The following is a 13,777-nucleotide window of genomic DNA, read 5'->3' as shown; positions in this document are numbered from 1 at the left end:
GCTACAGCCAGTCGATGCGCCCGGTCAGATGCGGGGCATCGCCTTTCGCATTCAGTAACTGGAAATCCCAGCCATCCTCTCCTGTCTGCCAGTTCAGCATCGCGTTTCCCGGCAGCAGCAGGGGTTTCTTGAACTGGCAACTGGCCCGCACCGGGCCATCCTTCCAGCCCTTCTGGTTCTCCAGCAGCGCCAGTGCCCTTGCTTTGCTCCACATGCCATGGGCAATGGCCCGTGGAAAACCGAAGGCTCTGGCGCTCAGGGCGTGCATGTGGATCGGGTTTCGATCCCCCGAGACTTTGGCGTATTGCCGGCCCAGGTTTTCCGGGGCCTTGATCGCTTCGGAGAATGGGTAGGTTTCCAGCTCCGGTTTCGGTTTGGTGCTGGTTTTACCGGGGCCGTTGGTTATCCGGAACAGGTTGGTACTGACTTCCTCCCAGATCAGGCGTCCTGAGGCTCTCGCTTCCGTAACCAGGTCAAATTCCAGGCCCCGGTCGGTGCGTTTCTGGTTGTCGAGGATAACCTTGAGATCCAGATTTTCGCCTGAGGCCAGAGGGCGATGCTGGGTGATGCTGTTTCGCAGATGGACCAACCCCAGCAACGGCAGCGGGAATGCGGGTTCGGTGAGCAGTTTAAGCTGCAGGGGGAACGCCAGGATATGTGGCCAGGTCACTGGCAGGCGGGTTCCCGGCTGAAAACTGCAGACTTTCATATAATCGCGGAGTGCGGGAATGTCCGTTGTAACGCCCAGAAGACTGGCCTCCAGCCTCGGAATCTGCACCGCTTCCGGGTCGTTCTTTCCGGATTTCGGCAGCAGTGCCTTACCGTACAGAGGCAAGAGGGCAGGGGGCGTGTGGTGATAAACCAGTGGCGCGGACATCGTAGCGTTCTCCTTGGTCGGCCCCGGGGCCGGCATCCATGTGCATGTCTTGATGGCAATGTGATTTTATATTGGGCGTTGCCAATTTCTGGTACAACTGTGCGTATGTGGCCTGATATGCTCTAATGTACGACGAAAGTCTGGCAAACCCGGCCAGATCTGGCATTGACCTGGCGTGCTCCGGGCCCTGTCCGGCGGGTCAAAGTAGTAACCAATAAATAAAAAAGCGGGATACTATGCAGGAACTACGTGATGCAGGCGTGATGCTGCGCCTGATATACGAGGCGATGAAGCGAAGAGGTATTGATACCGACGCCATCTTCAGCCGCCTTGGCGTTAATGAGCAGTACGTATACACGGATCAGCTAAGGACTCCCCACAGCGCCCAGCTCTATTTCTGGCAGGCGGTGGAGGATGTATCCGGTGACCCTGATGTTGGTTTACACCTTGGGCCATTGCTCCCCGCCTACAAGGGGCAGGTACTGGAATACCTGTTCCTGAGCAGTCCGACGTTCGGCGAGGGCTTGCGCCGCGCCCAGAATTATCAGCGCTTGCTCAGCGATGCCGCCAACACGGATTTTTTCGTGGCTGGCGATGAAGCCTGCATGGTTCTGGACACCGCCTCAGACGATGTTCGCCGTCTCAAGCACTTCAATGAGTGTTTTGTTCAAGGCCTGATAACCTTTTTCAAATCCATTACCGACGGCAATTTCTACCCATCCCGGATCGAGTTCGAGCATGATCGGGAGCAGGGTCAGGATCATGTTCGTGAGGTGTTGGGGTGTGAGGTGGTGTTCGGTGCGGAGGAGAACCGGCTTTATTTCCCCGCCGAATTGCTGTCCCATGCATCGCCTCATGCGGAACCCGAATTGTTGGCCCTGCATGAACGCTTCGCCAGTGAGCAGGTGGCCCGGCTCGAGAAGAAGGACATTGTTGGCCAGGTGGAGCGCATCATCGCGGAATTGCTCGATAGCGGCGAAGTCACGCTTGATGCCGTGGCTGAGCGTTTGGGGATCAAGCCCCGGACCCTGCGAACCCGGCTGACCGAAGCCGAAACCAGTTTTAATCAGGTATTGGCGGATTTCCGCTACCGTCTTGCACGGCAGCTGCTGGCCACCACCGATGAATCCATTGATGAAATTGTCTACCTGACCGGCTTTTCAGAACCCAGTACGTTTTATCGGGCGTTCAAGCGCTGGTCTGGCATGACACCGATTGAATACCGCAAGACCGCCCAGGGCAAGGATGCAATGGTTGATGCCATGTAAGTGGCGATTCAGGTAAATCTGAAAAAAGTTTGGGAAAATCGTTGACATAAACGAGGGCCTCTATATAATGCGCCCTCGTTGTCACAGAGCAGTCGCAAGACAGCTCAGGCAGCTACGCGGAGCGGTAGTTCAGTTGGTTAGAATACCGGCCTGTCACGCCGGGGGTCGCGGGTTCGAGTCCCGTCCGCTCCGCCATTTTTATCTCTCCTGAAGTCTTCTCAGTTTTTCCTAATCCTAAGAATCTTTCGATGTTCACCCGGGCTGATGCCATACCATCGCTGGTATGCCTTGTGAAATGCCGGTGGGTTGGCAAAACCGAGCAGCCAGGCAATTTCTGCCAGCGAGCTGTCGGTTTCCTTCAAGTAATCCCAGGCCAGTTGTTGGCGGGTATTGTCCAGCAATTGCCGGAATCCACTGCCTTCTTCGGCCAGCTGTCGTTGCAGTGTCCAGGGCGTCAGGCCCATTTTTGTGGCCAGAACTTCCACCGACACCTTGCCACCCACCAGTAATGGCGCCATGTGATGGCGGGCGCGATCGGTAATTCTCCACCCTCGCTGGATTCGCTGCAGTTCCTGTTCGCACAGGCTCACCAGTTTTTCATTCATGCCTCTCTGGGCCTGTGCCGGTACCAGTTCCCAGATTGCATCCTTGATCCGGATATCGTTTGCCGGAGCCCCGAATTCCACAGGGCATCGGAACCAGCTCTCGAACAGGTCGTCCTGGCCAATGGATGGGTACTCAATCCGGACACGCTCCAGTACATCGTAGCGGCCGGTCATGTGTCGAATCAGTTGGGTCCAGGCGGCCAGCACAGAATCCACGACAAAATAGTTGTATTGGTTGTAGGGGCGAATGGAATAGAAGCTCACGGTTTTCATTGCGCGCTGAAAGCTGGGAGCCCCGCGGGAATTATGGCTGGTGAGGAGTGAATATCGCACCAGCAATTCAAGTGCCCCGGCGACTGTCCCGGCGGTTTCGGCGGCGAGCCCCGCCATGCCGGCGTCGACCGGGCGTGACAGCGCCCCCATGCGCAGCCCCAGCGCCGGATTCCCCGTGGCTTTGATAGCGGCGTGGCCCAGTCGCATGAATCTGGGGATGCTGATACGGGCATCGACGGCCGCCTGTTCCGGAGCGCTCAGATGGAACCGTGCTTTCAGCTGTTCCGCATCTCCACCTTCGGCAGCAACGGCCCGCAGTAGTACGGACACGTAGAGCAGGCTGATATCGCCCAGAGCATTCCGGGCCGGCGTTCGGGATTTGATCATGGGTCTATTATTGATGTTGTTCAAGGATAATCAAATGTTATTTTTGGATATTGTTGGCGTCGAGCATGGTCGGTAGTGTTATGCCCATAACAAATGGGCGGATGTCCCGATACCTGATCAGATGAGGAGAATTTCATGACCACTGCTTCCGGCGAGAGCAAATACCCGAATCTTCTGAAGCCTCTTGATCTGGGCTTTACCACGTTACGCAACCGTACCCTGATGGGGTCCATGCACACCGGCCTTGAGGAAGTGAAAAACGGTTTTGAGCGCCTGGCTGCTTTCTACGCTGAGCGCGCCCGTGGCGGCGTTGGTCTTATCGTGACTGGTGGTATAGGCCCGAATACGGAAGGTGCGGTATTTCAGCATGCGGCCAAGATGAATACCGAGGAAGAGTCCGACAAGCACAAGGTCATCACCAAGGCGGTTCACGACGAAGGTGGCAAGATCTGTATGCAGATTCTGCATGCTGGCCGCTACGCCTACTCTCCGGAGCTGGTGGCGCCCTCTGCTATTCAAGCGCCTATCAACCCTTTCAAACCCAGGGAGCTGGACGAAGCTGGTATCCAGAAGCAGATCGACGATTACGTGAATTGCGCCGCTCTCGCGCAGCGGGCCGGCTATGACGGCGTCGAGATCATGGGGTCTGAAGGTTACTTCATCAACCAGTTTATCGTCGCTCACACCAACCACCGCACCGACCAGTGGGGCGGCAGCTACGAGAACCGTATCCGTCTGCCGCTGGAGATTGTGCGCCGGGTGCGTGAGCGGGTGGGTGAGAACTTTATTATTGTCTACCGGTTGTCCATGCTGGACCTGATTGAAGACGGCAGCACCTGGGAAGAAGTGGTTCACCTGGCCAAGGAAATCGAGAAAGCCGGAGCCACCATTATCAACACCGGTATCGGTTGGCACGAAGCCCGTGTTCCGACCATTGCCACTTCGGTGCCCCGGGCTGCATTTACCAAAGTAACAGCGCGCCTGAAGGGCGAGGTCAGCATTCCCCTGGTGACCACCAACCGGATTAACATGCCGGATGTCGCCGAGAAAGTCCTGGCGGACGGCGATGCCGACATGGTCTCCATGGCCCGGCCGTTCCTGGCCGATGCTGAGCTGGTGCTGAAGGCGGAGCAGGATCGTGCCGACGAGATCAATACCTGCATCGGCTGTAACCAGGCTTGCCTGGACCATACCTTCAGCGGCAAGCTGACCTCCTGCCTGGTCAACCCGCGGGCCTGCCATGAAACCGAGCTGGCTTACGTTAAAACGGCGCAGCCCAAGTCCATCGCGGTAGTCGGTGCCGGCCCTGCGGGCCTGGCGTTTGCCACCGTGGCCGCGGAGCGTGGTCACAAGGTGACCCTGTTTGATGCCGGCAGCGAAGTCGGTGGCCAGTTCAACGTGGCCAAGCGTATTCCGGGCAAGGAGGAATTCTACGAAACCCTGCGTTATTTCCGGAAAATGCTCGACAAGACCGGGGTCGAGGTACGTCTGAATACCCGGGTTTCCGCCGAGGAACTCAAAGCGGGTGGTTTCGATGAAGTGGTTCTGGCTACTGGTGTGGAACCCCGTACTCCGGATATCGAGGGCATTGATCGCCCGAACGTTATCGGTTACCTCGACGCCCTGTTGGAGCGCAAGCCGGTGGGCCAGCGAGTGGCGGTGATCGGTGCCGGTGGTATCGGTTTTGATGTGTCCGAGTTTATTGTCCACAAGGGCGATTCTCCCTCGCTGAATACCGAACACTTCATGAAGGAGTGGGGCGTGGACCTGTCGGTAGAGCATCGTGGCGGTATACAGGGCGTTACAGCGGAAGTGCCGGCGCCGGCTCGCGAGGTCTATCTGCTGCAGCGTAAGGCCTCCAAAGTGGGCAAGAACCTGGGCAAGACCACGGGCTGGATTCACAGAACCTCGCTGAAGAATCGCCATGTTCAGATGGTGCCGGGGGTGACTTATCGCAAGATCGACGATGAAGGTCTGCACATCACGGTTACGCCGAAAGGCTCGGAGCAGGGTGAGGACAAGATCCTGCCGGTGGATACCATCATTGTATGTGCTGGTCAGGAGCCGCTTCGCGAGCTGCAGGCCGGTGTTGAGGCAGCGGGCATTCCGGTACACCTGATTGGTGGCGCCGATGTGGCGGCAGAGCTGGATGCCAAGCGGGCCATTAACCAGGGTAGCCGGCTCGCTGCGGAGATTTGATCACAAATCGTTGCAGTTTTTCTCTGTGCTTCGGCACTTGTCTGGCTAGACTATGTCGGAAAGTGTTTGAATTGGAACCAAAGGGCGCTGGCGAGCGTCCGGAACTGAGATTCCCGGGGCACGGAGAAGGTTGATGGTAAATGCCAGCCAGGCCGCTGAAGGTTATTCGGCGGTATTTTTTATGGACGGTAGCCAGGTTGCCCGGCAGATGAGGCTGTCGGAATTTGGCGCTTTCCTGGATGGCTATGTCGGTCTGTCAGACCTGGCCGAAACTGATGTCCGGGCGGTTCTCGTCAATCTCAGCTCCGATCTGAATGTGCGTTCTCTGGTGTTCTTCCGCATCTGGTTTGATGAGGAGGGGCGCGCAGACAGCCACTGGAATGTCCCCATTGAAGCTCTGGCAGAGCAGGGCGCCAAAGGCCCCAACATGGGGGGCGGCCCTATCAGGCTGGTGTGTCGTAGTCAGTGTCCGGATCCGGAGTTTGCCAATGAACTCTGGGACCCGGACATGACCCCCGGAAACAACCATTTTCAGGCCATTCGCAAGGCGGTTGACGCCAATACTCTCCGTTTTCAGAAGATCGAGCCCGAAGAAGAGAATATCCCGGTACTCACGGCCCCGACCCCGCAATCGAATAGTGACGATGGTAGCCGTGACCGCGCGCGTCTGGCTCAGGTCCTCCGCGAGCAACGGCTCAGAATCAAGACGCTCCAGAGCGTCCATCGGGATTCACTGGCTGACCTTCAGCGTGAGCATCGCAATGAAATGCAGGGGCTGCGCAGTGAGCTGGCGGACCTGGAGCAGCGACACGAACGCCTGAAACTGACCAACGAGCAGTTGAAAAAACGCCTGTCCCAGCGCAATGAGCAATACCTGAGCATGCAGGAAAAAATGGCGGAGGGCAGTGCCGAGCAAGGCAGGGAAGATGCCAATGCCAATGCCGAGACGGTGTTGTTGAGGGAGCAGTTGGAACGCAAACAGCGGGAGCTGGAATTGCGAGACGACAAGATCGTGGCTCTGGAGCAGGAGAACCATGAACTCCGCCATCGCCAGCCTCCGGAAGATTCCCTGCTGGAGCAGCTGCGCACCCAGGCGGTATTCCTGGTGGCCTATCACCCTGGTGTCGGGCATATTACTTTGCCCTACGAAGACATCGACACTTACTTCGGAAACCCGCTGGCCTATGCCGCAGAGCGCTGTGGTATGAATGAGCCTGCCTATCGGGAATGGCTTGCCCACTACGAACACCCCGTATGCAAACATGTTGATGACGAAGGCAAAGCCTGTGGCGAGCCCATCATGCGCGTGACCCAGCCTGCCGAATTTGAGCCCGGACAGGACGACCGCTGCGACCAGCACAAGGCCTGATCGGTATCTTTTTTCAGAATCTGCCCGAGTTTCGTTAAACTGTTTCCTGTTTCATTCAGAGACCACGGGACACTTCATGGACCAGTTCAGGAATATCGGCATCGTCGGGCGCATGGGCAGCGTCAAGGTGGTGGAGTCTTTACGGCAGCTCAAGCAGTACCTTACCGCCAACAATTACCATGTGATCATCGAGGAAGACACTTCCACCATGATTCCTGGTCATGGTCTGCAGGTGGCCAGCAAGAAGCTCCTGGGTGAGATCTGTGATCTGGTGATCGTGGTCGGGGGTGATGGTAGCCTGCTGGGCGCCGCCAGGGAGTTGGCCAAGTCCAAGATTCCGATTCTTGGCGTGAACCGCGGTCGACTGGGATTTCTGACCGATATCTCGCCGTCAGATCTTGAAGAGCGCCTGGCCCGGGTTCTTGAGGGCGATTACATCGAAGAATCCCGGTTTTTGCTGGATGGCCATGTTGAGCGTAATGGCCAGCCATTGGGGTATGGCTCGGCATTGAACGACGTGGTTCTGCACCCGGGTAAATCTACGCGGATGATTGGCTTTGACCTGTTTATCGACGGTCATTTCGTCTACAGCCAGCGTTCAGATGGTTTGATTGTGGCGACGCCCACCGGCTCCACGGCCTATTCGCTGTCGGCTGGTGGCCCGATCATGCACCCGAAGCTGGATGCGGTGGTGCTGGTGCCCATGTTCCCCCACACCCTGAGCAGTCGACCGATCGTGGTGGATGGCAAAAGCGAAATCAAGCTGGTGATTGGCGAAACCAATGAAACCTATCCACAGGTCAGCTTCGATGGTCAGATGAACATTGCCTGTGCCCCGGGAGACATCATCCGAATCACCAAAAAACCATTCAAGATCCGTCTGATTCATCCCACCGATCACAATTTTTACGCGACCTGCCGGGACAAGCTGGGCTGGGCAAGCGAAATAGCAGCGAGTTGATCATGGCGGCAATCAAGACAACGGCACATCGCGGCTACGACGTTATTGGTGACATCCACGGCTGCGCCCATACCCTGGAGCGATTGCTGGAGCAGATGGGGTATCGGAAGCGGAACGGCATATACCAGCACCCCAGCCGACAGGCCATTTTTATCGGCGATATTATTGATCGTGGGCCGAGAATACGGGAAGCGTTGCATCTGGTGCGTGACATGGTGGAGCACGGCTTTGCCCGAATTGTCATGGGCAACCACGAGTACAACGCACTGGGTTACTGCACCCGGGCACGGCCAGGCAGCGGCAAGAAGTTTCTGAGGGAACACAATGCCCGCCACGATCGGCTGATCAAGGAAACCCTTGAGCAGTTTGATGCGTATCCACATGAATGGAACGAATTTCTGGAGTGGTTTTACAGCATTCCGCTGTTCATTGATGAGGAAGGCTTTCGCGTGGTGCATGCCTGCTGGGATCAGACCCTGATTGATCAGTTCCGCCAGAGCCAGGGCGGCGCCTGTATCGACGAAGATTTCCTGCACGCCTCGGCGGCCATCGAATCCTTCGCCGGGCAGGTGATGGATACCCTGTTGCGCGGAACCGACCTGCGCCTGCCGGAAGGGATGTCCATTACGGGCCGGGATGGCTACGTCCGGCAGTTCTTCCGTACCAAGTTCTGGGCAGACGACCCGCAAACCTATGCAGATGTGGTGTTTCAGCCGGATCCGCTGCCGCCGGAGGTGGCCAGCAGGACTTTGCGCGAGGAGGAGCGCAAGCAGCTGATTACCTATCCACTGGACGCGCCGCCGGTGTTTGTCGGGCATTACTGGATGGAGGGTGCCCCCGCTCCGCTCAAGCACAATGTGGCGTGTATTGATTTCAGCGCCGTGAAGTATGGCAAATTGGTGGCCTATCGGTTTGATGGGGAAAAAGTGCTCTCTTCGGACAAATTTGTCTGGGTTGATGTTGACCGGCCGGAGCAGCCCGATTACCCGACCAGCGAAGATAGTGTCGCCCGCTAACACCAGAGAGGTAGTTTTGGATAGTCCGTCGTCTTCCCCGATCACTCCTGGCGGCCGCTGGCAGCCGGCGCCCCGCCATGCTCCTTTTGTCATTGGCGTCATCGTGGTTGCCGTGGTGATGGTATGGCTGACCGGCATGGGGCAGAGCAATTTTGCCGCCGCTATGATGATTGTCGACCCCCGGCCGTTCAGCTGGGATACCTTCAGCACACTGGCCGGGCGCCTGGAAGCGCTCTCTATGACCCTTTCGGGAGGCCAGGTCTGGAGGCTGCTGACGCCGGATTTCCTGCATTTCAGCTGGACCCATATCATCTTCAACTCGGTGATGCTCTGGTTCCTGGGCAGTCAGATCGAATGGATGGACGGCCGGGCACGGCTGGTAGGACTGTTTCTGGCCACCAGTCTGGCGTCCAATCTTCTACAGTATCTGGTGTCCGGCCCGCTGTTCGGCGGGCTCTCGGGGGTGGTGTACGGCATCCTCGGTTATTGCTGGTTGAGCCAGCGAAGACTGCCGCGTTTCCAATTCCCGCCGGCACTCGTGACCTTTGCGCTGGTGTGGATGATCATTGGCTTTACGCCAGTGCCGGAGATGATTGGCGTGGGTCGCATGGCCAATGAGGCACACCTGGGCGGCTTTCTGGCCGGGTTGGCGATGGCGGCGATCATGCCTCCTCGTCGATACCGAGGCTGAAACAAAAAAAAGCCCCACCAAAAGGTGAGGCTGTTAAAAGAGCTTTTAGCTCCTGATGAGAGAGACCAAATGATACGACCGTTGTCATTTGGTGAATTAATGATAATCGTTATCATTTTTAATTGTCAAACGGTCTTGGCATTTTTTTATATGAAGAAACGTTCAGGAGGCGGGAATGACATACGAAGAACTGATTGAGCGGCTGGACCCGACGGTTTACCGCAACCTGAAACGGGCCATTGAGCTTGGTAAATGGCCAGATGGTCGCGCGCTGACCCGTGAGCAGCGCGCTATCAGCCTGGAAGCGGTGATTTATTATGAAGAAAAGCACAACATCCCGGAAGAACAGCGAGTGGGATACCTGGACCGTGGCGAGAAAGCCGGTACCGCTTGCGATCCGTCTGTGCAGTTCCGCAAAGATCGCCAGGGCAACAACGATGTGGACCCCGATCAGTTTGTTGAGGTCAAGGTTTGAGCGAATCCATTGATGTAACCGGTCGGCTTCGTAAGATGCCGGCCGAGGCCGGCGACCCGGTGGCCTATAACCTGGCTGTCGGCGACAAACGCATTACCCTGAATGACCTTATTGGTCATAAGGTGCGGCTGAATTTTGATGGCGTGATTCGCTGTATTCATTGCGATCGCACGACCAAAAAGAGTTTCAATCAGGGCTACTGCTATCCGTGTTTCCGAAAGCTGGCCGCCTGCGACAGCTGCATCATGAGCCCGGAAAAATGCCACTATCACCTGGGTACCTGCCGGGAGCCGGAGTGGGGCGAGGCCAACTGCATGGTTGAACATGTCGTGTATCTGGCCAATTCCAGCGGCTTGAAAGTGGGTATAACCCGGGCCACCCAGGTACCGACCCGCTGGATTGATCAGGGGGCGGTAACGGCGATACCGATGCTGCGGGTCGCCAGCCGTTACCTGTCTGGTCTGGTGGAAGTGGCGTGCAAGAACCACGTGGCTGACCGCACCAACTGGCGAGCCATGCTAAAGGGTGATGTGCCGGAGCTGGATCTGGTGCAGGAGCGTGAGCGGCTGTTGGACTTGATCGCAGACGACCTGGCGCAATTGCGGGCGCAGCATGGTGAAGACAGCATACGAATTGTGGACGAAGCCACACTTGGGCTGGGTTATCCGGTTCAGGTATGGCCGGCCAAGGTGAAAACCCATAATCTGGACAAAACGCCGGAAGTGGAGGGTTTGCTGGAAGGTATCAAAGGCCAGTATCTGATGCTCGACACCGGTGTAATCAATATCCGCAAATTTACCGGCTATGAAGTCCGGTTCCGGGTTCTTGACTGAATCCGCCATGTCTTTTCTCTGGAGAGTATGAATGCGAACCAACCAGCCACAAACCATTTACCTGAGTGAATACAAGGTTCCTGCGTATCTGGTTGATCAGGTGGATCTGCGTTTTGAATTATTTGAAGACGGCGCCCGTGTGCACAGTACCCTGACTGTGCGCCGCAACCCGGATTCCGGGGAGAGCGCTGCCCCTCTGTTTCTGCACGGTGATAGTCTGCAACTGGAATCGGTTTCCCTGAATGGCTCGCCTCTGGGCACTGGTGAGTTCGAAGACCGTGGCGATGCGCTGGTCGTGCCCTCGGTGCCGGAAGAATTCGAGCTGCAGGTAGTCACCTGGATCGAACCTCAGAACAACACCCGGCTGGAAGGTTTGTACAAGTCCTCCGGTATGTTCTGCACTCAGTGCGAGGCGGAAGGATTTCGCTGCATTACCTTCTATCCGGACCGGCCGGATGTCATGGCGCGCTTCCGTACCCGTATCGAGGCAGGCAAAAGCGCCTATCCCGTGCTGCTCTCCAATGGTAACCCGGTGGATAAGGGTGAGCTGGAAAATGGTCGCCATTTTGTCACTTGGGAAGACCCGTTCCCCAAGCCGGCTTACCTCTTTGCCCTGGTAGCCGGAGACCTGGTGGAGAAAAAAGACACCTTCACCACCTGTTCCGGCCGCAACATTGATCTGCGCATGTATGTCGAGCCCCGCAACGCGAAGAAGTGTGATTTCGCGATGGATGCCCTCAAGCGTTCCATGCGCTGGGACGAAGAGGTCTATGGGCGGGAGTACGACCTGGATATCTTCATGATCGTGGCGGTGGACGACTTCAATATGGGCGCCATGGAGAACAAAGGGCTGAATATTTTCAACTCTTCCTGTGTCCTGGCCAGTCAGGAGACTGCTACGGACGCCGCCTTCCAGCGCATCGAGGCCATCGTCGCCCACGAATACTTCCATAACTGGTCCGGCAACCGGGTAACCTGCCGCGACTGGTTTCAGCTGAGCCTGAAAGAGGGTTTTACGGTGTTCCGGGATTCCCAGTTCTCTGCCGATATGGGATCGCCGACTGTGAAACGAATAGAGGATGCCACCCTGTTGCGCACAGCACAGTTTGCCGAGGATGCCGGCCCCATGGCCCACCCGGTGCGCCCGGCGTCTTACATGGAAATCTCCAACTTCTATACCCTGACCATCTACGAAAAGGGTGCCGAAGTGGTTCGGATGATCCACAACCTCCTTGGTGACGAGATGTTCCGTAAGGGCAGCGATCTGTACTTCCAGCGCCATGACGGGCAGGCGGTCACCACCGATGATTTTGTTCGCGCTATGGAAGACGCGTCCGGGCGGGACCTGGCCCAGTTCCGGCTATGGTATGAGCAGGCCGGCACGCCGGTGGTTTCGGTGTCTGATGAGTACGACGAGTCGCGCGGTGTCTATCGGCTTACCGTGCGCCAGAGTATTCCTGACACGCCGGGCCAGACCGACAAGAAGCCGCAGCATATTCCGTTTGCGCTCGGGCTTCTGGGCGCTGACGGCCAGCCTCTGCCCTTGCAACTGAGTGGTGAGAGTGGCGAAGCTCCTCTGGAGCGGGTGCTGGAGCTGACTCAGGCGGAACAGTGCTTTGAGTTTGAGGGCCTGTCAGAGTGCCCGATACCTTCTCTGCTGAGAGATTTTTCTGCCCCCGTGCGGGTGCACTACCCCTGGACGCGGGAACAACTACTGTTCCTGATGAGCCATGATCCGGACGGTTTTAACCGCTGGGACGCAGGCCAGCGCCTGGCCGTGGATGTGATTCAGTCTCTGGTGGGAGAGTTTGAGTCTGCCGAGGTGGAGCCGCGCCTCGTGGATGCCTATCGGTCGTTGCTGCAGGACAGCGAGCTGGATCAGGCTCTGATGGCAAAGATGCTGCAGTTGCCTTCCGAGGCCTATCTCATTGAGCTGGCGGAGCAGGCTGATGTTGCTGCCATTCACCAGGCCCGTGAAAAGGTGCTTGGTTATTTGGCTGAAGGCCTGCGGGATGAACTCATGGCCTGTTATCAGCGTAACGCCGGGCAGGGCGATTACCAGCTGACGCCCGAGGCCATTGCCCGCCGCAGTCTCCGTAACACCGCGCTGGGCTGGTTGCTGCATATTGGTGATCAGGAAGCGCTGGCGCTGGCCAAAGAGCAGTTCCGGGGTGCTGATAACATGACTGACCGGCTCGGCGCACTGCGAGCGTTGGTGAATTCTGATTTCGCGGAAGATCGCACACAGGCCCTGGAAGCCTTTTACAAGCGATTCAGCGACGACCCGCAAGTGGTGGAGCTGTGGTTCTCGGTGCAGGCCTCCAGCGATCGTGCAGGTCAGCTGCCGCAGATACGGCAGTTGCTCGATCACCCGGCGTTTGACTGGAAGAATCCGAACAAGGTGCGCTCTGTCGTGGGTGCCTTTGCGGCCCAGAACCTGGCGGCATTCCACAATCCTGACGGCAGCGGGTATGAATTCCTTGCCGAGCAGGTATGCCGACTGGATGACAGCAATCCCCAGATTGCGGCGCGACTGGTGGCACCGCTGACCCGTTGGCGGAGGTTCGCTCCCGGGTATAGCAAACAGATGAAATCGGCACTGGAGCGGATTCGCGATAAAGCCGAGTTGTCCCGAGACGTGTATGAAGTAGTGCACAAGAGCCTGGCAGACTGACGCCGGAGCCTGGCCCCGCGACTGATGCCGTGGGGCCCTTTGTCTGGCTGTGATTGTAAAGCCGTCGTCACAGCCGGATACAAAATCGCACTTTCGGTCGATAGACAATGTTGCCGGATCGGCTAATCTGTCAGAAAGTCTGCGATTGC

The 13,777-nt window shown here is 57.3% G+C and carries 11 protein-coding genes and 1 tRNA gene; 10 read left to right on the top strand and 2 right to left on the bottom strand.

From position 1 onward, the window contains the following. Position 1: 1 nt before the first annotated feature. The gene (locus ACAM27_RS14425; protein WP_113878884.1) at positions 2-877 is read right to left on the bottom strand and encodes a MaoC family dehydratase; all 876 of its coding nucleotides are present in this window, start codon (positions 875-877) and stop codon (positions 2-4) included. 236 nt (positions 878-1,113) lie between these two features. On the opposite strand from ACAM27_RS14425, the gene ACAM27_RS14420 reads away from it, so the two are divergent. Both ACAM27_RS14420 and ACAM27_RS14415 read left to right on the top strand, forming a co-directional pair. Next, positions 1,114-2,145: an AraC family transcriptional regulator gene (locus ACAM27_RS14420; protein WP_014420974.1), complete on the top strand. Its 1,032-nt coding sequence runs from the start codon at positions 1,114-1,116 to the stop codon at positions 2,143-2,145. Positions 2,146-2,263: 118 nt separating this feature from the next. Further along, a tRNA-Asp gene (locus ACAM27_RS14415) sits at positions 2,264-2,340 on the top strand. A gap of 23 nt (positions 2,341-2,363) precedes the next feature. Here ACAM27_RS14415 and ACAM27_RS14410 read toward each other — a convergent pair. Then, positions 2,364-3,410: an AraC family transcriptional regulator gene (locus tag ACAM27_RS14410; RefSeq protein WP_023009320.1), complete on the bottom strand. Its 1,047-nt coding sequence runs from the start codon at positions 3,408-3,410 to the stop codon at positions 2,364-2,366. A gap of 135 nt (positions 3,411-3,545) precedes the next feature. Here ACAM27_RS14410 and ACAM27_RS14405 point away from each other — a divergent pair, with 135 nt between their 5' ends. From ACAM27_RS14405 to pepN, 8 genes are all read left to right on the top strand, one after another. Beyond that, positions 3,546-5,609 carry an NADPH-dependent 2,4-dienoyl-CoA reductase gene (locus ACAM27_RS14405; protein WP_023009319.1) on the top strand — a complete coding sequence of 688 codons (2,064 nt, stop codon included), beginning with the start codon at positions 3,546-3,548 and terminating at the stop codon, positions 5,607-5,609. A 133-nt stretch (positions 5,610-5,742) separates the two neighbouring features. Continuing rightward, the gene (locus ACAM27_RS14400) at positions 5,743-6,978 is read left to right on the top strand and encodes a DNA repair protein (protein ID WP_222197288.1); all 1,236 of its coding nucleotides are present in this window, start codon (positions 5,743-5,745) and stop codon (positions 6,976-6,978) included. A 76-nt stretch (positions 6,979-7,054) separates the two neighbouring features. Beyond that, positions 7,055-7,939 carry an NAD(+) kinase gene (locus ACAM27_RS14395; RefSeq protein ID WP_011785545.1) on the top strand — a complete coding sequence of 295 codons (885 nt, stop codon included), beginning with the start codon at positions 7,055-7,057 and terminating at the stop codon, positions 7,937-7,939. 2 nt (positions 7,940-7,941) lie between these two features. Further along, complete coding sequence (locus tag ACAM27_RS14390) at positions 7,942-8,955, top strand: metallophosphoesterase (RefSeq protein ID WP_113878887.1); 1,014 nt, start codon at positions 7,942-7,944, stop codon at positions 8,953-8,955. A 16-nt stretch (positions 8,956-8,971) separates the two neighbouring features. Next, complete coding sequence (locus ACAM27_RS14385) at positions 8,972-9,646, top strand: rhomboid family intramembrane serine protease (protein ID WP_170155414.1); 675 nt, start codon at positions 8,972-8,974, stop codon at positions 9,644-9,646. A gap of 175 nt (positions 9,647-9,821) precedes the next feature. Continuing rightward, complete coding sequence (locus ACAM27_RS14380; protein ID WP_121206950.1) at positions 9,822-10,121, top strand: YeaC family protein; 300 nt, start codon at positions 9,822-9,824, stop codon at positions 10,119-10,121. After that, positions 10,118-10,954, top strand: coding sequence for a DUF2797 domain-containing protein (locus tag ACAM27_RS14375; protein WP_369612176.1), 837 nt, complete (start codon positions 10,118-10,120; stop codon positions 10,952-10,954). Before ACAM27_RS14380 ends, ACAM27_RS14375 begins: the two co-directional genes overlap by 4 nt. Positions 10,955-10,985: 31 nt before the next feature. After that, the gene (gene pepN, locus ACAM27_RS14370; RefSeq protein WP_369612175.1) at positions 10,986-13,628 is read left to right on the top strand and encodes an aminopeptidase N; all 2,643 of its coding nucleotides are present in this window, start codon (positions 10,986-10,988) and stop codon (positions 13,626-13,628) included. Positions 13,629-13,777 lie beyond the last annotated feature (149 nt).

This window comes from Marinobacter sp. RI1 (assembly GCF_041155085.1).
Lineage (GTDB): Bacteria > Pseudomonadota > Gammaproteobacteria > Pseudomonadales > Oleiphilaceae > Marinobacter > Marinobacter nauticus.
The sequence above is the reverse complement of the archived record's forward strand: the minus strand, read 5'-3'. Positions and strand labels throughout refer to the sequence as shown.